This is a genomic window from Pantoea sp. SORGH_AS_0659 (genome assembly GCF_031453915.1).
Taxonomy (GTDB): domain Bacteria; phylum Pseudomonadota; class Gammaproteobacteria; order Enterobacterales; family Enterobacteriaceae; genus Pantoea; species Pantoea leporis.
Genome location: NZ_JAVJAK010000001.1, coordinates 2,741,357 through 2,767,205 on the forward strand (window position 1 = coordinate 2,741,357; position 25,849 = coordinate 2,767,205).

Sequence of the window (25,849 nt, forward strand, 5' to 3'; positions counted from 1 at the left end):
TTTGCGTTGGTTGATGAGTTGGGTGTTGCGCGCCTGTCCGCGTGCAAATTTTTTTCATCATGGAGCTGAAGGCACATTGCCATCAGGCCGATCTTAAGGGCTTCACATATGCAAAACGCCGCAAACAGTAGCGCTGCCATCGCTGACTATTTCAAACTGGCCGGTAATAGCGACAGTAGTGAAATGGAAGTTTTCGGGCAGATCATCGCCGAAATCCTGCAAGCCGGTATGCCGGTTTCTAATAAAGCGATTATTGCTTCTCTGATTAACCGTCTTGAGATGGAAAGCGATGTGATTCAGCTGGATATTTATCGCCATCTGCTTGAATTGGTTGTGAATAAAACACCTGACGATCTCGCGGTCTAAAGCCGGATTCCAGGGATGGAATCACCCTCACCTGCCCCAACGCGCTAGCGTCTCACCTTATTGCCCGGTAACATCCCTTCTCGGAAAATCCTAACTGGTTACTGCCGTACCGCGACGGTATGCGCACAATAATAAAAGAGCCTGCACAATTTATGAGTCAACCAACTGAGCGCACCACTGCGGTGGAGAGCGATATCACTGTGGGGCGCGTTTTACGTTCGCCTGCCCTGCTAACCCGCGAGTGTCTGGCCGGCATTATTACCGCGCTGGCGCTGATCCCGGAAGTTATCTCCTTCTCCGTGATTGCCGGTGTCGATCCTAAAGTCAGCCTTGTGGCCTCGGTGGTGCTGTGCCTGACGCTGTCGATTTTGGGCGGTCGTCCGGCGATGGTCACCGCAGCGGCCGGTTCGGTGGCGCTGGTGATCGGCCCAATGGTGCATGCGCACGGCGTTGAATACATCCTGCCGGCGGTGATTATGGGCGGCATTATCCAGATTATCTTTGGGCTCGCTGGGTTGTCGCGCATGATGCGCTATATCCCGCGTTCGGTGATGATCGGCTTCGTTAACGCCCTCGGCGTCCTGATCTTCTTTGCGCAGGTCCCGCACGTTTGGGGACAATCCGCGTTGGTGTGGGTGCTGTTCGCCGTTACGCTGGCCATCGTGCTGCTGCTACCGAAAGTGCTGAAAAGCGTCCCTTCACCGCTGGTGGCGATTGTAGTGGTGACGGCGGTGGCGTTGCTGCTTGGCTATCGCGTACCGAACGTGGGCGATGAAGGGCCAATGACCGCCGGTTTGCCGGGCTTCACTACGCTGCTGGTGCCAATCAATCTGCACACGCTGCAAATCATCTGGCCCACCGCTTTGAGCATCGCCTTTGTGGGTTTGATGGAATCGTTGCTGACCGCCAAACTGGTGGATGACATCACCGATACGCCTTCCGCTAAACGCCGCGAATCCTGGGCGCTGGGCGTCGGCAATATTCTTGCGGGCTTCTATGGCGGTATCGCCGGTTGCGCGATGATTGGCCAAACCATCGTTAACGTCGAGCTGGGCAAAGCACGTACGCGTGTTTCTACGGTCGCGGCGGGTATCGTGCTGCTGTTATTAGTGACCGGACTGAGCCAGATTATGGCACAGATCCCGATGGTAGTACTGGCGGGCATTATGATGGTGGTAGCGGTGAAAACCGTGAACTGGCACAGCCTGCAGCCGGCTACGCTGAAACGCATGCCGTGGTCGGAAACCTTTGTGATGGTGCTGACGGTTGCTGTCACCGTGTGGACCGGCAACCTGGCGATTGGCGTGCTGGTTGGTGTGATTCTGGCGATGATGCTGTTCGCACGCCGCATCGCTCACGTCATTCACGCTGAACGCCAGCTGAGCGAGGATGGCCAACAGGTCAATTACACCGTGCGCGGCCCGCTGTTCTTTGGTAGCAGCAATGATTTGTTTGAACACTTCAATTACGGCCACGATCCAAAAACTGTCACCATCGATTTGACGCATGCGCAGATTTGGGACGCTTCCAGCGTGGCGGCCCTTGATGCTATCGAATATCGCTATCAGCGCCGTGGAGCGAACGTCACCTTTATCGGGCTGGATAACCGCAGCAGCGATTTCCGCGAGCGGCTGAGTGGCAATCTGGGATAGAAATATTAGGATTGAGACGAAAAACGCCGGAAATCCGGCGTTTTTTATGGTTACTGCCGCGCTTCGCTTGCGTAATTTGCTGTCACTGACTTTGCTTAGCTCATGGTCAATCCTTTGATCTCTTTGGGATTGGTTACTCAATCGCTTAATTATAAGGAGCAGCAGATGAACGTTTTAGCAAAAGCAGCATTGGTGACGTTAACCTTGGTATCGCTGGCGGGTTGTATGCACAAGAGTGATGCGGTCGGCAACGATGGGCGCCCACATGCGCCAAGTAACCAACCGGTGCCGGGTGCCAGCGAAGGTGCAGGTCCGGTGGGACAACCGCAATCGTAATGACTTGCCCGGCTTAGCCGGGTTTTTTATTGGCGATGAGGTAACGACAAAAACGAAAAAACCGCCCTTAGGCGGTTACGACATTGCTTATATAGCTTTGTTTTAATTAGTCTTTTGAATATGGTGCCCGGGGCGGGACTTGAACCCGCACAGCCATAAGCCGAGGGATTTTAAATCCCTTGTGTCTACCGATTTCACCACCCGGGCAGGGTGTAAATTGGAGGCGCGTCCCGGAGTCGAACCGAGGTAGACGGATTTGCAATCCGTTGCATGGCCACTCTGCCAACGCGCCTTTAATCTGATATGTAATCCGTTGAATACGAACCACTAAATTTGGAGCGGGAAACGAGACTCGAACTCGCGACCCCGACCTTGGCAAGGTCGTGCTCTACCAACTGAGCTATTCCCGCATAATCTTCGTCTTTCAATTTGTTGCTGCGTTAGCTTCCTTCACTCACACAGGTCACTTACTGAAGTAAGCTCTCTGTGATTCGTTCAGTTGCTGCCTTGCTACAAATTGAAATACTCGATTCTGTATTTCTTCATCGAACTTGCTGATTTTGTTCAGCTTCTTGCAGGCTTGCTGCCGTTCGATGCGATGCATTCTACTTATCTGACGCAGTGAGTCAATAGAATTATCCACACACTGCGTCCGTTTGCTGCTTTTTAAATCGCATCGATCAGCTATCAAGCAAATCGCCGCGCGCTGCGCTTAAATACTGGAACATTGACCAGAACGTCAGCACGGCTGCGATGTACAGTGCGACCACACCCACGCCAACCACCGTGGCTTCTGGACGCCACAGCAAGGCAAACAGCGAGAACATCTGCGCGGTGGTTTTCACCTTGCCGATCCACGACACCGCCACGCTGCTGCGTTTGCCGATCTCCGCCATCCACTCACGCAGCGCAGAGATAATGATTTCACGCGCGATCATCGTTGCCGCAGGCAGCGTAATCCACCACGCGTGGAAATGCTCCGCCACCAGCACCAGCGCAATCGCCACCAGCACTTTATCCGCAACCGGATCGAGGAACGCGCCAAAACGCGTGGTCTGCTTCCAGCGACGCGCTAAAAAACCATCAAACCAGTCAGTAACCGCAGCAATCACAAAGATCAGTGCAGTAGCAAAGGGAGCCCATTGAAATGGCAGATAAAACGCCAGGACAAAGAAGGGAATAAGTACGACTCGAAACAGGGTAAGACACGTCGGAATGTTAAATTGCATATGCCAGTAACTGTCTGGTGTGAGTAGGGTTTCATGTATGTTGCTACATTGCCCCCCCTCTTTCAACGTTAGTGTTTCAGTGAGTAGTAGATTTTTTCCGCCAGCGCGGTGGAAATTCCCGGCACTTTGGCGATCTCATCGACGCTGGCATTCATCAACGGTTGCAGGCCGCCCATATACTTGAGCAGCTGTTGGCGCCGTTTTGGCCCCACGCCTTCAATGCTTTCCAGCGCGCTGGTGTTCTTCACTTTGGCGCGTTTTTTCCGGTGACCTGAAATCGCATGATTGTGAGAGTCATCACGAATATGCTGAATCACATGCAGCGCAGGCGAGTCCGGCGGTAAGGAAACGCCCTCACCTTCCGCTTCAAAGAACAGCGTTTCCAGCCCGGCTTTACGATCGCTACCCTTCGCCACGCCGAGTAAAACCGGACGATCTTTATCCCAGGGTACATTCAGCTCGGCGAACACCTGTTTCGCCTGCGCTAACTGACCTTTACCGCCGTCGATGATGATCACGTCGGGGATTTTGTCCTCTTCCAGCGCTTTGCCGTAACGACGGCGCAGCACCTGATTCATCGCCGCGTAATCATCGCCCGGCGTGATGCCCTCAATGTTGTAGCGACGGTAATCCGAACGCAGCGGACCATCACGGTTGAACACCACGCACGACGCAATGGTCTGCTCGCCCATGGTGTGACTGATGTCAAAGCACTCCATGCGATGAATGGTGTCGAGCTCAAGGAACGTCGCCAGCGCCGCCAGACGCTGCTGAATGGTCGAATGCTGCGACAGCTTGGTAGTCAGTGCCGTTGCCGCATTGGTGCGCGCCAGTTTCAGGTAGCGTGCACGGTCACCACGCGGCTTACTTTGAATATTCACTTTACGTCCCGCCAGCGCGCTCAGCGATTCCGCCAGCAGCTCACGTTCCGGTAGAGTAAAGTCCAGCAGAATTTCCGCCGGCAAAGTGCGCGCTTCACTGCCTTGCAGATAGAACTGTCCGACAAAGGTTTGTACCACTTCGGTCAGTTCGGTATCGGCAGGTACTTTCGGGAAGTAGCTGCGGCTGCCGAGCACTTTGCCCTGACGGATAAACAGCACGTGCAAGCAAGCCATGCCAGCATCAAAGGCCACGCCCATCACATCCAGGTCTTCACCCTGATTGGAGACAAACTGCCGCTCGGTTACGCGCCTTACCGCTTGAATCTGGTCGCGTAAAATCCCGGCCTCTTCAAAACGCAGTTCCTCACTGGCATTTTCCATGCGCTTGACCAGCTGATTGATCACCTGATCATCTTTTCCCGCGAGGAACAAACGCACGTAATCGGTTTGCTGCGCATACTCCTCTTCGCTAACCAAGCCGGAAACGCAGGGTCCAAGGCAGCGGCCAATTTGATACTGCAAACACGGGCGCGAGCGGTTGCGATACACGCTGTTTTCACACTGGCGAATCGGGAATACCTTTTGCAGCAGCGCGAGGGTTTCACGTACCGCATAGCCGTTCGGAAACGGGCCAAAGTATTCGCCTTTGGCGTGCTTCGCGCCACGGTGCATCGCCAGACGCGGATGGCTATCGCCACTGAGGAAAATGTAAGGATAGGATTTGTCATCGCGCAGCAGCACGTTATAGCGCGGCTGGTAGAGCTTGATGTAGTTATGCTCCAGCAGCAGCGCTTCCGTTTCGGTGTGCGTCACGGTGACGTCGATGTTCTGGATGTTGCTGACCAGCACTTCAGTTTTGCGACTGCCCACCTGCGTACGGAAGTAGCTGGTCAGGCGCTTTTTAAGGTCTTTGGCTTTACCAACATAGATCACCGTACCGGCCGCATCGTACATACGGTAGACGCCGGGTTGGCTGGTCACGGTGCTGAGAAAGGCTTTGGAATCGAAAACGTCACTCACTACTGATTAATGGCTCCGCATTGAACAAGCCATGTCGAATGGCCAAATGCGTTAACTCGACGTCGCCACTGATATTCAGCTTACTGAACATACGATAGCGGTAACTGTTAACGGTTTTCGGGCTGAGACTGAGTTGTTCGGAAATCTCCGTCACTTTCTGCCCGCGTGTGATCATCAGCATAATCTGCAATTCCCTTTCCGACAAACAGCTGAAGGGGGATTCGGCTTTTTGCGGTTCGATCTGGCTGAGTGCCATTTGCTGGGCAATATCCGAGGCGATATAGCGTTGCCCTGAATGCACCGAGCGAATCGCACTCACCACTTCCTGCGGCGCGGCGCCTTTACTGAGATAACCCGCTGCGCCCGCCTGCATTACCTTCGCCGGCAGTGGATTTTCAGTATGAATGGTGAGCATGATGATGCGGATATCCGGGTTAAAGCGCACAATTTTGCGTGTCGCTTCCAGGCCGCCAATACCGGGCATGTTCATGTCCATCAGCACTACGTCAACCGGATTGCTGCGGCACCATTTCACAGCGTCTTCACCGCACGCCGCTTCACCCGCAATAACGAGGCCTTTCATATCTTCCAGAATGCGGCGAATACCGGCGCGTACCAGTTCATGGTCATCAACAAGAAGCAGGCTGATCAACGGGACGTACTCCGCAGGTTAAGAAAGGGAAATATATTTCAGAACGGTCATCTTACCGGTTTTCAGGTGGAAAAAACATCTACAGTCACAGATAAATCTCAAATGAACTGATGCAAATCAATAACATTTCTTTGATCCAGCTTTTACTGCACAGGGCAATAACATGCAAAATGAGATAAGTTAAATTGTTAATAATATCATTAAGTTATAATTTATAGCTCGATTTTATTGTCGCATTCCGATCGCCTGGTAAATAACAGCTAAACGCCAATTCTGGTTGCTGACAAATAGCGCAATGCGCAATTAAAAAGCGGTCTGACTTTTACCGCTTCGCTTCATTAAAATTCATCTGAAAACCCTATGATATACTCTCTTTCTTACGCACAGGAAGAATGTGTCAACATTGAGTAATACCCCAAGGAGTCAATTATGAGTGATGAAGATTTCGCAACTTCACGAGACACGCAGGCGCTGGCCGACGAAGTCGCCTGTCTGAAAATGATGGTGACGCTGATTCTGAAAGGAATGGGTCAAGCCGATGCCGGTAAGGTGATCATCAACATGGAGCGTTATGTGCAAGCTTCGTTAGGCGATAAGCCGCAGGCGGAAGTGTTTAATAATACAATTCGTCAGATCAAAACCGCTTACCGTCAATAAGCGATGTGCCCCGCGCGAAATGCGCGGGGTATTTAGGTGTGTGATTGCCAGTTTACTGAAACACCCAGCGACGGCAGCACCTCTTCCGGGCTAAAGCGTCGTGTACCCCGATATTTCTCCGCCAGCGCCGGTTGATCAACCGGAATGCGAATGGCAAACAGATTGTCTTCAGATTGGATCAAGCCCGGTGAGAGCGGCTCGTAGACTACCTGATGCTGTTCGAACATCTTCTCAAGCATTGGCGTCGCCGAACTGATCAAATACTCCATGCCGCTCAGTTCTGCTAATTGCACCGAGTGCCACAAAATACTCAGCGGCAGCTCCGCGTCCACCTCAAGGCGCGCCGAGAAGCGCGACATTTCCCATACCTTTTCCTGATCGAAAGGCAGAATAAAACCTTCCGGCACCTCAGGTTCATGCCACGGCAACAGACGTGCGCAGCCGCAAATACCCTGACGAGCGTTCCAGGCAATCAACCAGGTGACATCCGAACGATCAAAACGATCGTACTCTTGCCCTGGCGTACTCAATCGCGGTGGAATCGACCACCCTTCGCCGCGCGCAAACACGCTATAGCGATACGTTCCCAGTTCTGCCAACAGTGAGGACGGCATATCCTTAAGCTGTGTTTGAATTACTTTCATCATGCGCCTCTGACATCCCCATGTATGCAATGATTTCTTTGAGCCAGCCTGGCAACGTTGCGCGCAGGGTAGACAACTGACACGGGAGAAGGAACTACTAAAATTAGTAGTTGCTTTTTCGCTATATCAGGCCAACCGCAGCGGCATAACAGGCAATCTGCGTTTTATTGGAAACATTAAAACGCTTTTGCATATTCTTTTGGTGAAAATTCACCGTATGTTCAGATATGGCTAAAATAAGTGAAATTTCCGCCGACGTTTTTCCTTCCGCCGTCCATTTTAAGATTTCTAATTCACGCTGACTAAAATCGTTAGATAAAACGACCATAGAATCGTCATTCAAACGCTCCAACACGCGCAAACTCAGTTCCGCCAGAAGATGCAGTTTCACCTCAAGCTCTATGCGCAAGTGTTGGGTCTTACTGTGAAGTGTCGATGCAATAGATAATATACCAATGGTACGATTTGGTGCCATTGCTGAGCAGGAAAAGCCGCTCATTAATCCCGCAGCGTTGGCTTCTGCCCACAAATTACCCGCACCGGTAAATAAATCGCGCGTCCATTCAACACCCCGTCCCGGCCGCTGACAGAGTAATAGCACCGGATCGACCTTATAATAGTTCTCGCTTTCGTAGCGTTTTACCCAGCCTTCCGGGTATGTACTGAACAAAAACAAGCGCGGCCGGGTAAAGGGCACCGGATGCTGAACCAAAAAAGCGAAGTAATCGAAACCCAGCTTTTCAATCTGCTGTTGCAACAGGGATTTCAATTGCGTCACTTGCGTTAGCGCCAGAAATTCATTTTCCATTTCGCCTCGCCAGACGAAATAATTATCGGTCGTCATTATTGCCTTAGCGCTGTTTCACGCTTTTACATTCTGAAATTAGTTCGTGTTAACGCAAAAAATAAATTAGCCAGACAAAAAATATTGATTGAAAAAGGAGCAAATTTGCCAGCAGCTAGCATAACTCTTCTACTGTCAATGCGTTAACGTAATGAAAATGTGTAAGTTCACGTTAATTGTTAACAGGTTCACAAGTTTAATTCCTCAGCAGATTAGAATAGGATTTTTCTGAAGTAGTTTCAATCACCCAGTTGATTGAAAATGATCGTTAGATTGATAAATTTTTAGCATCGTCATTAACTAAAATTATTGATGCAAAAAGCAGATTGTTTTGCTGTGAAAGGGGTTTGTACGGTAAATGAGTTTTGACTTAATGTTAATCCCACCTATTTCTGCGGTTAAGATAATACATTAAGTAATGATGTGATTTCTCTCACGCTGATTAACGGCTACGCTTAATGCTAGCGGAGTGAAAAGATGCATTGGAAGACAGTGCTGCAGTAAGGCTCAGGCGCATTGTCGCATGTAGGTGGGAAACTTAGCGGAACTGACTATGTTGAACCAGTTTGCATTACCTTTCCTTGTTCTGGGCGTCTGCACTGCCCTGATGATTTTAAAAGATCTTTTTCGCCATCCACATCCGGTGGCGGTGATGAATATCATTTGGCCATTAACCGGTTTGTATATGCCTTTTATTGGCTGGATCGTCTGGTGGTACTTAGGCCGTAAACCATCACAACAGCAAAAACTTGCGCTGTTGGTTTCACAAAAAATACGCAGTAACGCCAGCTGGCAAACTATATTTATTTCCACGTCATTATCCGCAGCGGCTTGTATATTTGGCGATATAATGACAATCCCGATAGTCACTTTACTAAAACAATTTGCCATTAATCCGACGATAGGCATGCAGGCGCTTATTTGCGTTATCGCTTCATTGTTTATGGGATTACTTTTTCAATTTCTGGCGATTCGCTAACGTGAAAAACATTCATTTGGCAGCGCATTATTATTGGCGTTAAAAACCGAAATTTTCCCCCTGCTGATTTTTCAATTAGGTATTTTTATCTTTATGGCGTTGGCCCTAAAGTTTGTGCTGAACGAGCAGGTCAACCCGCTGGTGGCGGCATTCTGGTTTATGCTGCAACTGGCCATAATGACTGGCTTTATTTTCTCCTGGCCGGCTAATCATTTCCTGATAAAACGTGGGCTTAATCCTGCGGTATAGCTAACGGCAGTAACCCGAACCGCGCATGCCAAGATGAAAATGGCTGGCATGCGCGGCGTTATAATCGGGCCCCAGCGCATTACCGAACGTCGCACAGCCGTTACGCCACAGCGCATGCAGTCCAGCCGCCGCATCCTCTGGCTGTTGCCAGTTTTTTCCTACCTGCAACCAACGCCCATTTGCCAGCTGAAATCCGGTAATATCCCAGGCATCGGCGCTGGCGTGCTCACTCAAACGCCCTTCCTGACGATGATAAATATTGCGACAGGCGTAGCTGCCAACATGGGCAATGCGTTTCAGCGGACTGTTAAAACCGGCCTGACGTAATGCGCTGTCGCTGTTAATCACAAACATGGTGCTGGCCACCGCCATCGGACAGCTGGCGAGAAAACTGCTGCTCAGCGTGACGTCACCGTAGCCGCTGATGCGTAGCGGCTGCTCAATCGGGCAATTCCCTTGCATTGGCGGCACGGCACGAAACTGCACCAGCCGCTGTTCACTGGCTTGCCGCATCACCGCCAGGCAGGCAGCCGGATCGCCACTCAGCTTTTTTAGCTTGTAACGCGTCATCCAACCGGGCGGATCGGTAACGTTGAGCGGTGTAAAGGGGTTCCACTGAGGCGGCAGATGCGTTTTCAACCACGGCAAACTAAACCAGCCGCATACAGCCAGCAACGCGACGGCGAACAGAGCGCGCACAATGCCTCACTTTTCCTGATGAAATGAACTAACAAGTGTAGAAGTCATGTGCGCGGAAAGTGACGTAAATCGCTTAATTGTTGAAGATTTACGCAAAATGACTGCGCTTTAAACTCTGTAAATAATTACTGACAGAGCAAAGCACGCAAAAGGTCACAAAGGGGGAAAAACCATTACCGAAACGGGTTGGCTTTCCACTATCTTATGCCACTTGCCTGGACAAAGGCTCATAACGAATGCCCTAAATAATGTGAGCCGCAGGAAGGCGGCAAGAGTGTGAATCATGGGGAGCTTAATTTAGTCAGTTCCTGGGGTGAACACGCGTAGCCAACGCATCTGCGGCTTAAAGTATGACGGGCAAAACAGCCAATAGAGCTGACACAACATCTCGACAGGAAAGAAAAATTTATGGTTGATCAATCAAAAGAGGCGCTCGCTACGGCCGAACAGCCGGATAAACTCCAGCGTAACCTGCATAATCGTCACATTCAGTTAATTGCTATCGGTGGCGCCATCGGCACCGGGTTGTTTATGGGTTCGGGTAAAACCATCAGCCTCGCGGGCCCGTCGATCATTTTCGTCTACATGATCATTGGCTTTATGCTGTTCTTCGTCATGCGCGCCATGGGCGAACTGCTGTTGTCCAACCTCGAATACAAATCCTTTAGCGATTTCGCTGCCGATTTACTCGGTCCGTGGGCGGGCTATTTTACCGGCTGGACGTACTGGTTCTGTTGGGTGGTGACCGGCATTGCCGACGTGGTGGCCATCAGCGCCTATTTCCAGCTGTGGTTCCCGGACTTCTCCATCTGGATGAGCGCCCTGCTGTGCGTCTTTGTCTTCCTGGCATTGAATATCGCTACGGTGAAGCTGTTTGGTGAGATGGAGTTCTGGTTCGCGATTATCAAAATCGTCGCCATTGTGGCGCTGATCATCACCGGCATTGTGCTGGTGAGCATGCATTATCCGTCGCCGAACGGTGGCACCGCGTCCCTGAGCAACATCTGGGATCACGGCGGCATGTTCCCGAAAGGCTTGAGCGGCTTCTTTGCTGGCTTCCAGATTGCGGTTTTCGCCTTTGTCGGCATTGAGCTGGTCGGCACCGCGGCAGCAGAAACCAAAGATCCGCACAAAGTTTTGCCGCGTGCAATTAACGCCATTCCGCTGCGCATTATTATGTTTTACGTGCTGGCGCTGATGGTGATCATGGCGGTGACGCCGTGGAATCAGGTGCTGGCGAATCGCAGCCCGTTCGTTGAGATGTTTGTGTTGATCGGCTTGCCTGCCGCCGCCAGCATCGTCAACTTCGTGGTGCTGACCTCCGCCGCCTCGTCCGCCAATAGCGGCATCTTCTCCACCAGCCGCATGTTGTTCGGCCTGGCGGAACAAGGCGTAGCGCATAAAGCCTTTGGTCGCCTCTCGGCGCGTGCGGTGCCAACCACCGGCCTGTTCTTCTCTTGTCTGTGTCTGCTGGCGGGCGTGGCGCTGATCTACCTGATTCCGGATGTGATGACGGTATTCACCATGGTCACTACGGTGTCGGCGATTCTATTTATGTTCGTCTGGACCATCATCCTGTGCAGCTATCTGGCGTATCGTAAGCAGCATCCACAGCGTCATGCTGAATCGAAGTTCAAAATGCCGCTGGGCAAGTTTATGTGCTGGGTATGCATGGCGTTCTTCGCCTTTGTGCTGGTGCTGCTGACGCTGCAGGAAGATACCCGTCAGGCGCTGATGGTCACGCCGCTGTGGTTTGTGATGCTGACCATGGGCTGGTTGTTACGTCGTCGTAAAGCCTGATTTATTACGGCTACGTTAAGGCTGCCTTTTGAAAGAAAGTGCAGCCTTTTTCTTTTTTGACAGAAAGCGCACCTCATCAGCAAACACGCTTCACCACGAAGTCACAATCTCTCCCGCAGCTTACGCCACGCCTCACCCAATGCAGGACGCACCGAAGGCACTCGCTGTGGCGCTAGCTCCGGCGACTGCGGCGATCCCAGATTAAAGGTAAAGGTGTAACTCGGCTCTTCCCCCATCCTTAAATCGCTGAACAACGTGCGATCGCCCTGCAGTTTCATTGCGTAAAACCCATGACTAAACCACGCCACACGCTCGGCGTGCCATTGCCCTTTGAACGGCGCAAACAGCGCGGGTTGACGATCGTGCCAGCTTATCTGCAGCGGACGCCCCGGTGACAACAGCGACCAATAGGCTTCGCCATAACGCTCTGGCGTCATGATCACCGTGCGCCACACCAGCGTATTAAATGCGGTCGGCGTCACCAGCAGTTGCTCCGGCTGCACTGATTGCTGCGCCAGCGCTTGCTCAATGTGTTGCGTCGCCATGCTCTGTGCCACCATGCTCCAGCCGAGATAGAGCGTACTCACCAATAATCCCGCCTGATTGCAGCGCAAGCCCACCGCGTCACGTCGCCACAGGGCGACGAGCAGCGCAATCAGCAACGGCAAGGTATACAACGGATCGATGATATATATGCTGCCAATGGCATAAGGGAAATCGGTGAGCGGCAGGCCCAGCTGCGTACCGTAAACGGTGGTGAGATCCAGCAGCGGATGCGTCACCAGCGCCAGCCACATCGCCAGCGTCCAGCCGCGCCAGTGCGCGCGACTGCGTGTCGCACCGGCCACCAGCCAGCCGAGCAGCGGTGCAATTAAGGTGAGGATTATCAGCGCATGACTTTCGGTGCGATGCAGCGTCATATTGCGGATGGCATCGCCGTGATCGATAAACACGTCGAGATCCGGCAAGGTGCCCGCCACCGCGCCCACCAGCGCCGCTTGCCACAGCGGGACGCGCTTGCCCATCACCGCAACGGTGACCGCCGCGCCTAATGTCAGTTGTGATAACGAATCCATGCACTCTCCTTGAAAACGCGGGATCAGCGCACGCGAATCCCTTCAATTATCATGCGCTGCACGTTTTCCAGCGTCTGTTCAAAAAACGCCGCATCGTTCAACGTCTGGCCGGTAATCGCTTCCACCTGTGAGGCGAAATCCGCATAGTGCTGCGTAGTCGCCCATAGCAGGAAAAACAGGTGCTGCGGCTGCACGCCCGCCAGCCGCCCTTCGGCGATCCACTGTTCGATAATCGCCGCTTTCTCATCCACCAGCGCTTTTAAATCACCGGCCAGTTCACCTTTCAGCAGCGGCGCGCCCTGTAACATCTCAAGGCAGAACAACCGTGAAGCTTGCGGATGATCACGCGAGACTTCCAGCTTAAGGCGAATGTATTGACGTATCGCGGTCAGCGGATCGTGATCGTGCTGCAGCGCGCGCAGCGGCGCCAGCCACACATCAAGAATCTCTTTCAAAACCGCCACATACAGCACTTCTTTCGACGGATAGTAATACAGCAAATTGGTTTTGGAGACGTCGGCGCGCTCCGCCACTTTATCCAGGCTGGTGCCGTGAATACCGTATTGCGAGAAGAAGGTTAACGCCGCTTCCAGAATGGCTGCCCGCTTTGCGGCGACCGCTCGCGAACGGCGTCCCGGTTTTTTTTCATCGCTTTTCACACTGTTACCTCTTCCGTCCTGCGTCAACGCATCATAACAAAGGCCTTCTTTCCTGCCTAATCGCCCGCCTGCACCTTTTTTGACCATGCGGCGCATGAAAAACGTGCAAAACGTTTTGACCAAACGGTCTGAAATGGACCAATTACTCCAGTTTAGAACAGGCGATACTTTTAACGCATTGTTATTTATCTCTTTTAAAAATGTGGCACAGCCTTTGCAATTTTGTGATGGAGCGCCGCCCGCAGGATGCGTGCAGGAAGCAGCGCAGCGCGTGAAGCAGTCCCCGTCTAATGCAGAGAGGTTTCACATGAAAATTGGCGTCTTTATCCCGATTGGTAATAACGGCTGGCTGATCTCCACCCATGCGCCGCAGTACAAACCGACTTTTGAACTGAACAAAGAGATCGTGCTGAAAGCAGAGCATTATCATTTCGACTTTGCCCTTTCGATGATCAAACTGCGCGGCTTTGGCGGCAAAACCGAGTTTTGGGATCACAACCTCGAATCCTTCACGCTGATGGCGGGACTCGCGGCGGTGACCTCACGCATCGAAATCTACGCCACCGCCGCCACGCTGACCTTGCCGCCCGCGATTGTGGCGCGTATGGCCTCCACCATTGATTCCATCTCGAATGGCCGCTTCGGCGTCAACCTCGTTACCGGCTGGCAGAAACCCGAGTACGAGCAGATGGGCTTGTGGCCGGGCGATGCTTACTTCTCCAGCCGCTACCAATATCTGACCGAATACGTCACCGTGCTGCGCGATTTGTGGGGCACCGGCCAGAGCGACTTCAAGGGCGAGTTCTTTACCATGAACGATTGCCGCGTCAGCCCGCAGCCGCAGAAACCGATGAAAGTGATTTGCGCCGGTCAGAGCGATGCGGGCATGGCGTTCTCGGCGCAGCACGCCGATTACAACTTCTGCTTTGGCAAAGGCGTCAACACGCCAACTGCCTTCGCGCCAACTGCCGCGCGTATGAAGCAAGCTGCCGATAAAGCGGGGCGCGACGTCGGTTCCTATGTGCTGTTTATGATCATTGCCGCCGAAAGCGACGAAGCCGCACGCGCCAAATGGGAACACTACAAAGCCGGCGCCGATGAAGAGGCGCTCGCCTGGCTCACCACGCAAAGTCAGCAGGACACCAAATCTGGCAGCGACACCAACGTGCGCCAGATGGCCGATCCGACCTCCGCCGTCAACATCAACATGGGCACATTAGTGGGTTCTTACGCCAATGTGGCACGAATGTTGGATGAGGTTGCTTTAGTCGATGGCACGCAAGGCGTGTTGCTCACCTTCGATGACTTCCTGCAAGGCATCGAAGATTTCGGTGAACGTATCCAGCCCTTAATGCAGTGTCGCCACGATTTAATCGCATCCCAGCAGGAGGTTGCCTGATGAGTACCGTTGTTTGCGCCCATACCTCAAGTTTACCGAACGTCACCTTGCCGGCGCGCCCGGAAGCCATCGCGCTGCCGCCCGCGCAAAGTGCGCTGATTGTGGTGGATATGCAGAACGCCTACGCCACGCAAGGCGGCTATCTCGATCTGGCGGGCTTTGATGTCTCCGCTACCAAGCCGGTGATTGCCAAAATCCATCAGGCGGTCACCGCAGCGCGGGCCGCCGGGATGCAGATCATCTGGTTTCAGAACGGTTGGGACGACCAATACGTTGAAGCCGGTGATGCCGGATCCCCCAACTTCCACAAATCTAATGCGCTGAAAACCATGCGCAAGCGCCCGGAACTGCAAGGCACGCTGCTGTCAAAAGGCGGCTGGGATTATGCACTGGTCGATGAACTGGTGCCGCAGGCCGGCGATATCGTATTGCCGAAACCGCGCTACAGCGGCTTCTTCAATACCTCGCTCGACAGCATGCTGCGCAGCCGTGGCATCCGCCATCTGGTGTTTACCGGCATCGCCACCAACGTCTGCGTGGAATCGACGCTGCGTGACGGCTTCTTCCTGGAATATTTCGGCGTGGTGCTGGAAGACGCGACCTATCAGGCGGGCCCGGCGTTTGCCCAGCAGGCGGCCATTTTCAATATCGAAACGTTTTTTGGCTGGGTCAGCGATACCGACACGTTCTGCGAAACGCTGAAAAGCTAACGCCTCGATTCACCTGCAAACCGATAAGAAGAGGATTTCGCCATGCCTAAAAGTGTGATTATTCCGCCCGGCACCGGTACGCCCATTGCGCCATTCGTGCCCGGCACCTTAGCTGACGGCGTTGTCTACGTCTCCGGCACCTTGCCGTTCGATGCCAACAACAACGTGGTGCACGTCGGTGATGCCGCCGCGCAAACGCGTCACGTGCTGGAGACCATTAAAAAGGTGATCGAAACTGCCGGCGGCACCATGGACGACGTGACCTTCAACTCGATTTTTCTCACCGACTGGAGCAACTACGCAGCGATTAATCAGATCTACGCCGAATACTTCCCCGGTGATAAACCGGCGCGCTTCTGCATTCAGTGCGGCTTAGTGAAACCGGATGCGCTGATCGAAATCGCCACCGTGGCGCATATCGGCAAACAGGAGGCCTGATGCATCTGGAGATCCAGGGTTCAACCGCTGAAGATGCGCCGACGCTGGTGCTCGCTTCCGGTTTAGGCGGCGTCGCCGGTTTCTGGCAACCGCAGCTGGCGGCGCTGACGCCGCATTATCGCGTGGTGACGTACGATCAGCGCGGCACCGGCCGCAGTACCGATACGCTGCCGGACGGCTACAGCATGACGATGATGGCGGCGGAACTGGCAGAAACGCTGGAACAGCACGGCATTCAACATTACGACATTATCGGCCATGCGCTGGGCGGCTTAATCGGCCTGCAACTGGCGCTGGACTTCCCGCAGCGCGTGGGCCGCGTGGTGGTGATCAACGGCTGGCTTTCGCTGGATGCGCACACGCAGCGCTGCTTCCAGGTGCGTCAGGATCTGCTGATGAACGTCGGCGTCGAAGCCTTTGTGCGTGCGCAGCCGCTGTTCCTCTATCCCGCGGAATGGCTGGCGCGCAATCAGGAGCGCATTAACGCTGAAGATGCGCACCATGTCGCCCATTTCCAGGGCATGGAAAACCTGCTGCGTCGCTTGCATGCGCTGAAAAGCGCGGATTTCCGCGCACATGTGGCGCGCATCTCCCAGCCAGTGTTAGCGATCTGCAGCCAGGACGATCTGCTGGTGCCGTGGAGCTGCTCACCGCAGCTGGCGCAGGCGCTGCCCAACGGCAGCCTGATTGAGATGGCCCGGGGCGGACACGCGATGAGCGTCACCGATGCCGACAACTTTAATGCGCTGCTGCTGCGCTGGCTGGCCGATACGGCTGCGCCTGCCCAGCGAGCGGCCAGCTAATCACAGGAGCCGCCAATGAGCGTGCATGAACTGCCAATTTTACCCGGTGTAGAACGCGATGCGTTTCGTAACGCGATGGCGTGCTTAGGCGCGGCGGTGAATATCATCACCACCGAAGGTCCCGCTGGACGCGCCGGATTTACCGCCTCGGCGGTGTGCAGCGTTACTGATACGCCGCCTACGCTGCTGGTTTGTCTTAATCGCTCAGCGTCGGTGTGGCCGATTTTTCGCGACAACGGTTATCTCTGCGTTAACACCCTGGCCGCCGGGCATGAAGATCTCTCGACGCTATTTGGCGGCAAAACGCCGATGGCAGAACGCTTTGCCGCCGCTGACTGGCACACGCTGGCCAGCGGTTCACCGCTGTTAGACGGCGCGCTGGTGTCGTTTGACTGCAAAGTGGCACAAGTGGTCAGCGTGGGCACGCACGACATTCTGTTTTGCGAAGTGCAGGCGCTGGTACGCAATGATGAAACGCACGGTCTGGCATGGTTTGACCGTGGCTATCATCACCTTTTACGGCAGGACGCCCGCTAACGCCGCCTTGTGCGGCCCGCTTTCACTGACACCCTGGAGATGACGATGGCGAGTTCCTGGTTCCCCCGCTGGCAAAAAAAGTCAGCCATGACCGATGATGGGCTGATTGCGCCGGACGAAACGCTGCCGTTTGCGCAGACGGTCGTCCTTGGCCTGCAGCATGCTGTGGCAATGTTTGGCGCAACGGTGCTGATGCCGTTGCTGATGGGACTGGACCCCAATCTGGCGATTCTGGTTTCGGGCATCGGTACGCTGCTGTTCTTCCTGGTCACCGGCGGGCGCGTACCCAGTTATCTCGGATCCAGCGCGGCGTTTGTCGGCGTAATCATCGCGGTAACCGGCTTTAACGGTCAGGGACTCAACCCCAACCTGGCGCTGGCGCTGGGCGGCGTGATTGCCTGCGGCGCGCTCTATACGCTGATTGGCCTGATCGTGATGAAGGTCGGCACCGGCTGGATCGAGCGTCTGATGCCGCCGGTGGTCACGGGCGCGGTGGTGATGGCGATTGGTCTGAACCTGGCGCCAATTGCGGTGCACGGTGTGTCCGGCTCGATGTTTGACAGCTGGATGGCGGTGATGACGGTGCTGTGCATTGGTCTGGTGGCGGTATTCACGCGCGGGATGATCCAGCGCCTGCTGATTCTGGTCGGCCTGATTGTCGCGTGGGCCATCTATGCACTGCTAACCAACGTGATGGGCTTCGGCAAACCGGTGGATTTCAGCGGCCTTGCCAACGCACCGTGGTTTGGCCTGCCGCACACCACCGCACCCATCTTTGATATGCAGGCCATCGTGATGATCGCGCCTGTGGCGATCATTCTGGTAGCGGAAAACCTCGGGCACATTAAAGCCGTGGCGGGCATGACCGGGCGCAATCTCGATCCCTGGATGGGCCGCGCCTTTGTCGGTGACGGTCTGGCAACCATGCTGTCGGGCTCAATCGGCGGCAGCGGTGTCACCACCTACGCGGAAAATATCGGTGTGATGGCGGTGACCAAAGTCTATTCAACTCTGGCCTTTGTGGCCGCCGCGGCGATCGCTTTGGTGCTTGGCTTCTCACCGAAATTTGGCGCGCTAATCCACACCATTCCCGGTCCGGTGATTGGTGGCGCATCGATTGTAGTATTTGGTTTGATTGCGGTGGCAGGCGCACGCATTTGGGTGCAGAACCATGTGGATTTTAATCAGAATGGCAATTTGATCATGGTGGCGACCACGCTGGTGCTGGGCGCCGGTGATTTTGCGCTGAAGATTGGCAGCTTCACCCTTGGCGGCATCGGCACCGCCACCTTTGGTGCCATCATCCTGAACGCGATTTTACAACGTCGCGGCGCCGCGCTGGCGAACGAGGCGGCACGGCAACACCCTTAAGGCTCGAGCGGTGCCTGATCGGGCACCGCTTTCTTGCGGCGTATACGCAGTTCGCTGACGATCACCCCACAAACAATCAGTGCCGCGCCCAGCAGCGCAGCAGCAGGTAGACGCTCGCCCGCCAAACGCCCTACCACGCCCGCCCACACCGGTTCACCGGCGTAAATCACCGTGGCACGCGTCGGTGAAACGCTGCGTTGCGCCCAGTTCATCGTCACCTGAATTAAGGCGCTGGCCGCACCCAGCCCCAACGCGCTCAGCAGCAACGGCGTTGACATGGCAGGAGCCGATTCGCCATTCGGGATCATCAGAACAAAGGCGCAGGCCGATGCCACCATCAGCTGAATCAGCGTGACGCGGCGCACATCGACCTGTCCGGCATAACGGCTGATCAGGATGATCTCCGCGGCGATTGCCAGCGTGCTCAGTAAGGTGGCGATTTCACCGGCATTCAGCGTCAAACTGCCATCCTGCGGACCCGCCACCAGCACTAAACCGGTAAACGCCAGCAAAATGCCCAGCCACGCCATCAATCCCGGCGGACGGCGCAGGAATAACCATTGCAGCAGCGGCACCACCGGCACGTAGAGCGCGGTGATAAACGCCGACTGACTGCTGGAAATGGTTTGCATGCCCCAGGTTTGCAGACCGTAGCCGCCGGCAATCGACAGGCCAATCAGCGCGCCGGCTTTGATTTCCAGCCAGGTAACTTGCTTGAGATAACGACGGAAGAAAAAGGCCAGCAGCAGCGATGCCGTAGCAAAACGTAATCCCACAAAAAAGAACGGACCGGAATGGGCCATCGCCCGGTGTACCACCAAAAAAGTGCCACCCCAAACCATGGTAATAAATATGAGCACCAACTCCTGACGCGAAATACGCAGGCTGAGACGAGAAGAAGAAGCGGACATAACGCACCAGAATAATCAGTTGGCGGTCAGTTTGCTCAGAGAGCGGGGAAATTGCAATGCCTGTCACCGCCGGGCGAACCCGGCGGCCGGGGATTAACGGTCAGTCGCGCTATTTCTTGCCGCGGCTGCGTCCCCCTTTTTCACCGGCTACAGACGCGCGCTGTGGGTCGTTTCTAAAATTACCCCCGCTGTTTTTGCCGCCTTTGCGACCCGCTTCTGCGGCCCTTTCACGGTCCTCTGCGAAATTGCCTGATCCTCCACGATGTTCGGCCATCATTTCCTCCACGGATTGAGCATCCAGATTAGGGGCTTATCACGATGCTGCCGTGAAAAGCCTGGCGGCGGATATTCCGCACACCTGATTAAATAATAGACAGCGCAGCGGTGAGATCGGCCTGATATTCACAATTTGAAACAGATAATTCACTCATTTCACTGCGAAAAAGCAAATTTACCGCCGCGTTACAAGCGGTTAGCCGACACTTATTGGCACCTGCTTAACCTCTGTACAGCAGCCTGCGCAGGCTCTTCTATACTTTTGATTACTCACCACCCCAGCAGGATGAAAACCATGGCAAAGATTTTGGTGCTCTATTATTCGATGTACGGACATATTGAAACCATGGCGCAAGCCGTGGCCGACGGTGCAAAGAGCGTGAGCGGCGCGGAAGTTACGATATTGCGCGTGCCGGAAAGCATGGATGCCGAGCGTTTCGCCCAGGTTGGCGGCAAAGTGAACCAAGCCGCGCCTGAAGCGAAACCGGAAGATTTGCCGCAGTACGATGCCATCATCGTTGGCACGCCCACGCGCTTCGGCAACATGGCGGGGCAGATGCGTAACTTCTGGGATCGCACTGGCGGCCTGTGGGCTTCGGGCGCGCTGTACGGCAAAATCGCCAGCGTCTTTGCTTCCACCGGTACCGGCGGCGGCCAGGAGCAGACCATCACTTCCGTCTGGACCACCCTCGCCCATCACGGCATGGTGATTGTTCCCATCGGTTATGGCACTAAAGAACTCTTCGACATCTCCCACGTACGCGGCGGAACGCCCTACGGCGCCACCACGCTGGCGGGCGGAGATGGATCACGTCAACCTTCGGCGGAAGAACTGGATATTGCCCGTTTTCAGGGCCAACACGTCGCCGGACTGGCGGTAAAGCTACAGGGATAAAATCCACAACAGGAGACCTTCATGACAACAGAACAGTCGAAAGAGCATCACGTAGGCGAATGGGCATCACTGCGCCACACTTCACGCGAAATCGCTGAAGCCATTTTTGAGGTAGCCAACTACGACGAACGTTTAGCCGAGCAGATCTGGAGCCAGCAAGGCAGCGATGAAGTGCTGATTCGCGCCTTCAAAAAGACCGACCAGGATGTTCTGACCTGGGACGATAAAACGGTCGAGCGCAAAAACGTTTAAATTGCAGGCGGGCATTGTCCCGCCTTTGTTACCTTTACATCACCAAGGAGCCTTGTATGTCAGCCTATCAAAGTATCAATCCAGCCAATAACCAACTGCTAAAAGCGTGGAACGAGCACGATGATGCCTATGCACAACAGGCGCTGGAAACCGCAGATGCGCTTTATCATTCCGCGTGGAGTAAAGGCGATATCCAACCGCGTCTGCAGGTGCTACACCGTTTAGCCGATTTGATTGACCAACGGGCCGAAGAGCTGGCGACCATCGCCAGTAAAGAGATGGGCAAACTGATTGGCCAGAGCCGTGGTGAAGTAAAAATCTGTTCGCAGATCGCCCGCTACTACGCTGAACATGCCGCGACATTTTTACAGCCGCAACCCTACGCCAGCGATGTGGGCGATGCCTGGCTTGAGTACCATCCGATTGGCGTGATCGTCGCGGTTGAGCCGTGGAACTTCCCTTACTATCAGCTGATGCGCGTGCTGGCGCCAAACCTGGCGCTCGGCAATCCGGTGCTGGCGAAACACGCCAATATCGTGCCGCACTGCGCCGATGTGTTTGAAAAGCTGGTAGAAGAAGCCGGTGCGCCAAAAGGCGCATGGACCAACCTGTTTATCTCCACCGATCAAGTCGCGGATTTGATTGCCGATCCGCGCGTGCAAGGCGTGGCGCTGACGGGTTCCGAACGCGCCGGTAGTGCCGTGGCGGAACAGGCCGGTAAACACTTGAAGAAATCGACGCTGGAGCTGGGCGGTAACGATGTGTTTGTGGTGCTGGACGATGCCGATATCGATGAAGCGGTACGTCAGGGTGCGCAAGCTCGCCTCAGTAACTGCGGCCAGGTCTGTACCGCCGCCAAGCGCTTTATTTTGCATGAGAAAATTGCCGATACGTTTATGGCCAAATTTAGCGCGGCTCTGCAATCGGCCACGCCGGGCGATCCGCTTGATGAGAAAACCACGCTTGGTCCGCTCTCTTCAAAAGATGCGCGCGATCGTTTAGTGAAGCAGGTTGAGGAAGCGGTGCAAAATGGCGCGCGCGTGGAGTTTGGTGGACGCGCCATTGATGGTGTCGGCTGCTATTACCAGCCAACGGTGCTCACCGGTCTGACGCCAGACAATCCTGCTTACTATCAGGAGTTCTTTGGCCCGGTAGCACAGGTGTATGTGGTGGCGGACGATCGTGCCGCTGTGGCACTGGCGAATGATTCAAATTACGGCCTGGGCGGTTCAGTCTGGACCAAAGACATTGCGCGCGGCCGTAAGATGGCATCGCAGATTGAAACCGGCATGGTGTTTATCAATTCGCAGAGCGATACCTCAGCAGAACTGCCGTTTGGTGGCGTGAAACGTTCCGGATACGGACGTGAGTTATCGGATCTGGGGATTAAAGAGTTCGCCAACCAAAAACTGGTGGTCGTCGCCGGTTAACAGGCACAAAAAACCCCGCCGCGGCGGGGTTTTCTTTGAGCAGCAAACTCAGTTACTGGTCGCTGCTTTGGCCGGTTCTTCTGATTTGGCTGGCGTAGCATCGGCTTGCGCTTTCTGTGCTGCTGCCGCATCAGCCTTGGCTTTGTCATCCGCTGCTTTCTGGGCAGTGGCTTTCTCCGCTTTGGCTTTATCGTCTGCCGCTTTCTGCGCGGCCGCTTTATCCGCCTTCACTTTCTCTTCAGCCGCTTTCGCGTCTGCAGCCTTCTGTGCTGCGGCTTTATCCGCTGCTGCTTTGTCTGCGGCTGCTTTATCCGCAGCAGTCTGATCGGCTTTCTGCTTAGCGTCATCTGCGGCTGGTGCTGCGGCCGCAGGTGCTGGCTGTTCTGCCGCAGCAGGCTGCAGTGGCGTACCTTGCAGAGCGCCATTCAATGCGCCGATGAATTGATCCCAGCTGCAGTAGCCGTTGGCATCCGTTTCGCAGCCCGCCAGTTGCAGCGTGACGCGCTTCGGTGGATTTTTCAGGCTCAGCACATCGGCATCGCGCAGTTGATCGGCCGTTTGATAGACGTACTCAATTTTCAGCAGATCTTTGTTGTTCTTCACATCGTGCCAGCGTTCGAATACTACCTGGCCGCCAATCGGCGTTTTCTCGTCGTTGCCCGGCAGTTCATAAGGCTTAACCTGCAGTGCGCTGAGTAAGGAGGCGATGTTGGAATCATGACCAACCATCAGCGTCACTTTTGGCGCGTTGGCTTTATCCTGATCGACTAACTGGCTGCGGATGTAATCCACCAGCGGTGCGGCCACTTCGCGCGCCACTTCAGGAGAGGCGAACAGCGCATCCTGATAACCGTTTTTGATCGACGCCAGCTCTTTCCACTGTTCAGGCGTTTTGATCTGGCCCCAGGCAACCTGATCGGCCGGGAAACCTTCGTAATATTGCAGCGTAAACGCATCCACCAGCGAGTTGCCGATTTTCAGCGGACCGCTTACGTTCGGCTCTTTACCGTTATCCGCGCTGAAAGTGTTATCGCCGCTGCTCAAATCACACTGCTTTTTGCCGTTACAGGCAGGGGCAGATTTGTAGTCGACGATTTTTTCCAGATGCTGGAAGGCAGGCTTCAGTGCCAGCTTTTCATTAGCCGCGGTCATGGCAGCCAGGGCTTTCTTGTTGAATTCATCGCTGCCGTCGGTGACGACCGGATTGAAGATCGGATCCATGGTGCCCATCGCATCCTGATGCGTGACCGCGATATCACAGCCAGGGAAGGCGCCAGTGATAAAGTACTGCGCGGTCGCCACGGTGCGCTGCAGGCTGTTGGCGTAGACAAAGATGTTGCTGCTGTCCGGGCAAGTCCCGTTCTGGACTAAGCCCTGCTGTGCCAGCCACTGACGGGTATAATTCCCCATGTAGACTTCCAGCACGCCACCTTTGGTGGTGAGCTCACCTCCCGCGACATCCCACTGCGGCCAGCTCTTTTTGGTGGATTGTTCCAGTACGCTGCCGTTGTTGGCGAGCGGCGCACGCAGATTGTGACGGCTTAACATCAGCACCTGCTGGAGTTGCATATCTCCATCCGCAGCATAGGCGGACATGCCCATCGGGAGCGCAGCGATGACTGACAACGCGCAAAGACTCAGTTTCTTGATCATTGTGCCTATTCCATAATTCATCAGTGAAACACTCTGGCTTTCAAACGATTAGCCCGCCAAAGAGCGAATTACCGCACAGTGTAACTCAGCTTGCATCGGAAAATCGCCAGATGTTTGCAAAAAACCGTGCATGGAATATAGCAGTTAACGCGCGTGGCGTCGGGGAACGGCAGCAGATGGAAAAGCAACGCGATGTTTTTCGGAATTTATGAACGCAGAAAAGCAAAAAGCCCGCATTTCTGCGGGCTTCTTTAATATGGCGGAGGAACAGAGATTCGAACTCTGGGATGGTTTCCCATCGACGGTTTTCAAGACCGTTGCCTTAAGCCACTCGGCCATCCCTCCGGGGATTTTTTTGTTGCGTCACTCTGCAAGAGTGAATGGCGGAGGAGGAGAGATTCGAACTCTCGGATGGTTTCCCATCGACGGTTTTCAAGACCGTTGCCTTAAGCCACTCGGCCACCCCTCCGCAATGAGGCGCACTATAAACATCCCCCATAACGATGTAAAGCCTGCAATGAATCGTTCGGCTGAAAAACAGCCAAATTCTATTTTTTCGGCGTCAATTTCGCCATTCTGCTCAGCGAAACAGCAATTTATCGCGTAAAGATGGGTAAAACGCCTTTTCTGTCTTTCAGGCGCTGCGTATCCTCGAGCCATATTTGGTGTTTCTCTCTTTAAGGAGCGCATGATGGAAAGAATTTTTAGCTCGTCGCAGCAATCGTTAGTCAGCACCCACAAGGTGCTGCGCAATACTTATCTGTTACTCGGCTTTACGCTGGCCTTCTCGGCCGTCACAGCCACACTCAGCACCGTGTTTGCCTTGCCTTCACCGGGCCTGATTCTGATGCTGGTCGGCTTTTATGGCTTGATGTTCCTGACGCATAAACTGGCTAACAGCCCGGCAGGTATTCTGGCGGCCTTCGCTTTCACCGGCTTCCTCGGTTACTGCCTTGGTCCAATCCTGAGCTCGTTCCTCACTGCAGGCATGGGTGATGTGATCGCTATGGCGCTGGGCGGCACCGCGCTGGTGTTCTTCGGTTGCTCGGCCTACGTATTGACCACGCGCCGCGATATGTCATTCCTGAGTGGCATGATGATGGCCGGCTTTGTCGTGCTGCTGGTGGCGGTGGTTGCTAATATCTTCCTGCAACTGCCTGCGCTGCATCTGGCGATTAGCGCCCTGTTCATCCTTTTCTCTGCCGGTGCCATCCTGTGGGAAACCAGCAACATTATTCACGGTGGTGAAACCAACTACATTCGCGCTACCGTAAGCCTGTACGTTTCGCTGTATAACATTTTTGTTAGCCTGTTAAGCCTGCTGGGCTTCGCTAACCGCGATTAAGCTGCTGCAATAGTTATTACACCCCGCTTCGGCGGGGTTTTTGCTTTTTATGGCCGGGCGAATTTACAATGTGTCGATTAACGCCA

At 54.4% G+C, this 25,849-nt stretch carries 26 protein-coding genes, 5 tRNA genes and 1 pseudogene; 16 read left to right on the top strand and 16 right to left on the bottom strand.

The features are described 5' to 3' along the window. Positions 1-108: 108 nt before the first annotated feature. The 3 genes from Q3H59_RS12960 to Q3H59_RS12970 all read left to right on the top strand — a co-directional run bounded on the left by Q3H59_RS12960 (position 109) and on the right by Q3H59_RS12970 (position 2,354). Positions 109-366 (top strand): biofilm/acid-resistance regulator YmgB/AriR, encoded by a 258-nt coding sequence (locus tag Q3H59_RS12960; protein ID WP_008102310.1) that lies wholly within the window; start codon positions 109-111, stop codon positions 364-366. A gap of 152 nt (positions 367-518) precedes the next feature. Further along, positions 519-2,018 (top strand): SulP family inorganic anion transporter, encoded by a 1,500-nt coding sequence (locus Q3H59_RS12965; protein WP_309835243.1) that lies wholly within the window; start codon positions 519-521, stop codon positions 2,016-2,018. A gap of 165 nt (positions 2,019-2,183) precedes the next feature. Beyond that, entirely contained in the window at positions 2,184-2,354 is a 171-nt protein-coding gene (locus Q3H59_RS12970; protein WP_167391169.1) for a hypothetical protein, read from the top strand. A 121-nt stretch (positions 2,355-2,475) separates the two neighbouring features. Here Q3H59_RS12970 and Q3H59_RS12975 read toward each other — a convergent pair. From Q3H59_RS12975 to uvrY, 6 genes are all read right to left on the bottom strand, one after another. After that, positions 2,476-2,561, bottom strand: a tRNA-Leu gene (locus Q3H59_RS12975). A gap of 11 nt (positions 2,562-2,572) precedes the next feature. Next, positions 2,573-2,646: transfer RNA gene (locus Q3H59_RS12980), tRNA-Cys, on the bottom strand. A gap of 42 nt (positions 2,647-2,688) precedes the next feature. Further along, positions 2,689-2,764 (bottom strand) — tRNA-Gly (locus Q3H59_RS12985). A gap of 270 nt (positions 2,765-3,034) precedes the next feature. Continuing rightward, positions 3,035-3,583, bottom strand: coding sequence for a CDP-diacylglycerol--glycerol-3-phosphate 3-phosphatidyltransferase (pgsA, locus tag Q3H59_RS12990; protein WP_008102316.1), 549 nt, complete (start codon positions 3,581-3,583; stop codon positions 3,035-3,037). Positions 3,584-3,651: 68 nt separating this feature from the next. Further along, the gene (gene uvrC / locus Q3H59_RS12995; RefSeq protein ID WP_309835246.1) at positions 3,652-5,484 is read right to left on the bottom strand and encodes an excinuclease ABC subunit UvrC; all 1,833 of its coding nucleotides are present in this window, start codon (positions 5,482-5,484) and stop codon (positions 3,652-3,654) included. Next, positions 5,477-6,136, bottom strand: coding sequence for a UvrY/SirA/GacA family response regulator transcription factor (uvrY, locus tag Q3H59_RS13000; RefSeq protein ID WP_008102320.1), 660 nt, complete (start codon positions 6,134-6,136; stop codon positions 5,477-5,479). The genes uvrC and uvrY overlap by 8 nt, the downstream gene beginning before the upstream one ends. Positions 6,137-6,565: 429 nt before the next feature. On the opposite strand from uvrY, the gene Q3H59_RS13005 reads away from it, so the two are divergent. Beyond that, entirely contained in the window at positions 6,566-6,793 is a 228-nt protein-coding gene (locus Q3H59_RS13005) for a DUF2594 family protein (RefSeq protein ID WP_007887303.1), read from the top strand. A gap of 32 nt (positions 6,794-6,825) precedes the next feature. On the opposite strand, the gene Q3H59_RS13010 is transcribed toward Q3H59_RS13005, so the two are convergent. Next, positions 6,826-7,437, bottom strand: coding sequence for an acyl-homoserine-lactone synthase (locus Q3H59_RS13010; RefSeq protein WP_192413974.1), 612 nt, complete (start codon positions 7,435-7,437; stop codon positions 6,826-6,828). A 121-nt stretch (positions 7,438-7,558) separates the two neighbouring features. Further along, positions 7,559-8,281, bottom strand: a complete 723-nt coding sequence (sdiA, locus tag Q3H59_RS13015) for a transcriptional regulator SdiA (RefSeq protein ID WP_101760898.1) — start codon at positions 8,279-8,281, stop codon at positions 7,559-7,561. 685 nt (positions 8,282-8,966) lie between these two features. Between sdiA and Q3H59_RS13020 the strand changes: the two are divergent. Next, positions 8,967-9,509, top strand: a pseudogene (locus Q3H59_RS13020) (DUF4396 domain-containing protein). Here the strand turns inward: Q3H59_RS13020 and Q3H59_RS13025 are convergent. After that, positions 9,510-10,208, bottom strand: coding sequence for an extensin family protein (locus Q3H59_RS13025; protein ID WP_101760900.1), 699 nt, complete (start codon positions 10,206-10,208; stop codon positions 9,510-9,512). A 408-nt stretch (positions 10,209-10,616) separates the two neighbouring features. On the opposite strand from Q3H59_RS13025, the gene cycA reads away from it, so the two are divergent. Further along, positions 10,617-12,008, top strand: coding sequence for a D-serine/D-alanine/glycine transporter (cycA, locus tag Q3H59_RS13030; RefSeq protein ID WP_101760901.1), 1,392 nt, complete (start codon positions 10,617-10,619; stop codon positions 12,006-12,008). 101 nt (positions 12,009-12,109) lie between these two features. Here cycA and Q3H59_RS13035 read toward each other — a convergent pair whose 3' ends face one another. Together Q3H59_RS13035 and rutR are read right to left on the bottom strand one after the other, a co-directional pair. Continuing rightward, positions 12,110-13,084, bottom strand: a complete 975-nt coding sequence (locus Q3H59_RS13035) for a metal-dependent hydrolase (protein WP_309835249.1) — start codon at positions 13,082-13,084, stop codon at positions 12,110-12,112. A 23-nt stretch (positions 13,085-13,107) separates the two neighbouring features. Further along, entirely contained in the window at positions 13,108-13,743 is a 636-nt protein-coding gene (gene rutR, locus Q3H59_RS13040; RefSeq protein ID WP_110865882.1) for an HTH-type transcriptional regulator RutR, read from the bottom strand. Between the two features lie 307 nt (positions 13,744-14,050). Here rutR and rutA point away from each other — a divergent pair, with 307 nt between their 5' ends. Genes rutA through rutG form a run of 6 tightly spaced genes read left to right on the top strand, consistent with a single transcriptional unit; the run spans position 14,051 to position 19,001 of the window. Then, complete coding sequence (gene rutA / locus Q3H59_RS13045; protein WP_049851054.1) at positions 14,051-15,142, top strand: pyrimidine utilization protein A; 1,092 nt, start codon at positions 14,051-14,053, stop codon at positions 15,140-15,142. Further along, positions 15,142-15,852: a pyrimidine utilization protein B gene (gene rutB, locus Q3H59_RS13050; RefSeq protein WP_110865881.1), complete on the top strand. Its 711-nt coding sequence runs from the start codon at positions 15,142-15,144 to the stop codon at positions 15,850-15,852. Before rutA ends, rutB begins: the two co-directional genes overlap by 1 nt. A 42-nt stretch (positions 15,853-15,894) precedes the next feature. Beyond that, the gene (rutC, locus tag Q3H59_RS13055; protein ID WP_110865880.1) at positions 15,895-16,290 is read left to right on the top strand and encodes a pyrimidine utilization protein C; all 396 of its coding nucleotides are present in this window, start codon (positions 15,895-15,897) and stop codon (positions 16,288-16,290) included. Then, a complete protein-coding gene (gene rutD, locus Q3H59_RS13060; RefSeq protein WP_309835253.1) occupies positions 16,290-17,093 on the top strand; it encodes a pyrimidine utilization protein D in 804 nt (267 codons plus the stop codon). The genes rutC and rutD overlap by 1 nt, the downstream gene beginning before the upstream one ends. Before the next feature lie 15 nt (positions 17,094-17,108). Continuing rightward, positions 17,109-17,630: an NADH-dependent FMN reductase RutF gene (gene rutF / locus Q3H59_RS13065; protein WP_309835255.1), complete on the top strand. Its 522-nt coding sequence runs from the start codon at positions 17,109-17,111 to the stop codon at positions 17,628-17,630. A gap of 45 nt (positions 17,631-17,675) precedes the next feature. Next, a complete protein-coding gene (rutG, locus tag Q3H59_RS13070; RefSeq protein ID WP_110865877.1) occupies positions 17,676-19,001 on the top strand; it encodes a pyrimidine utilization transport protein G in 1,326 nt (441 codons plus the stop codon). Here the strand turns inward: rutG and Q3H59_RS13075 are convergent. Together Q3H59_RS13075 and Q3H59_RS13080 are read right to left on the bottom strand one after the other, a co-directional pair. Further along, a complete protein-coding gene (locus Q3H59_RS13075; RefSeq protein ID WP_110865876.1) occupies positions 18,998-19,912 on the bottom strand; it encodes a DMT family transporter in 915 nt (304 codons plus the stop codon). The two genes, rutG and Q3H59_RS13075, sit on opposite strands and share 4 nt — an antisense overlap. Before the next feature lie 109 nt (positions 19,913-20,021). Then, a complete protein-coding gene (locus Q3H59_RS13080; RefSeq protein WP_061717065.1) occupies positions 20,022-20,186 on the bottom strand; it encodes a general stress protein in 165 nt (54 codons plus the stop codon). Between the two features lie 297 nt (positions 20,187-20,483). Between Q3H59_RS13080 and wrbA the strand changes: the two genes are divergently transcribed. From wrbA to Q3H59_RS13095, 3 genes are read left to right on the top strand one after another with little or no spacing between them, the layout of a single operon-like run. Beyond that, the gene (gene wrbA, locus Q3H59_RS13085) at positions 20,484-21,083 is read left to right on the top strand and encodes an NAD(P)H:quinone oxidoreductase (protein ID WP_222181764.1); all 600 of its coding nucleotides are present in this window, start codon (positions 20,484-20,486) and stop codon (positions 21,081-21,083) included. A gap of 21 nt (positions 21,084-21,104) precedes the next feature. Then, entirely contained in the window at positions 21,105-21,335 is a 231-nt protein-coding gene (locus tag Q3H59_RS13090; protein WP_007887329.1) for a YccJ family protein, read from the top strand. 56 nt (positions 21,336-21,391) lie between these two features. After that, on the top strand, positions 21,392-22,765 hold the full coding sequence (locus tag Q3H59_RS13095; RefSeq protein ID WP_101760910.1) for an NAD-dependent succinate-semialdehyde dehydrogenase: 1,374 nt from the start codon (positions 21,392-21,394) through the stop codon (positions 22,763-22,765). Positions 22,766-22,813: 48 nt separating this feature from the next. Here the strand turns inward: Q3H59_RS13095 and agp are convergent, their stop codons facing one another. The 3 genes from agp to Q3H59_RS13110 form a co-directional block, all read right to left on the bottom strand. Further along, a complete protein-coding gene (gene agp / locus Q3H59_RS13100; RefSeq protein WP_192413819.1) occupies positions 22,814-24,418 on the bottom strand; it encodes a bifunctional glucose-1-phosphatase/inositol phosphatase in 1,605 nt (534 codons plus the stop codon). A gap of 257 nt (positions 24,419-24,675) precedes the next feature. Further along, positions 24,676-24,763 (bottom strand) — tRNA-Ser (locus tag Q3H59_RS13105). Between the two features lie 36 nt (positions 24,764-24,799). Next, positions 24,800-24,887, bottom strand: a tRNA-Ser gene (locus Q3H59_RS13110). Positions 24,888-25,109: 222 nt separating this feature from the next. Between Q3H59_RS13110 and yccA the strand changes: the two genes are divergently transcribed. Further along, positions 25,110-25,763, top strand: coding sequence for an FtsH protease modulator YccA (gene yccA, locus Q3H59_RS13115; RefSeq protein WP_007887332.1), 654 nt, complete (start codon positions 25,110-25,112; stop codon positions 25,761-25,763). Positions 25,764-25,849: the final 86 nt, after the last annotated feature.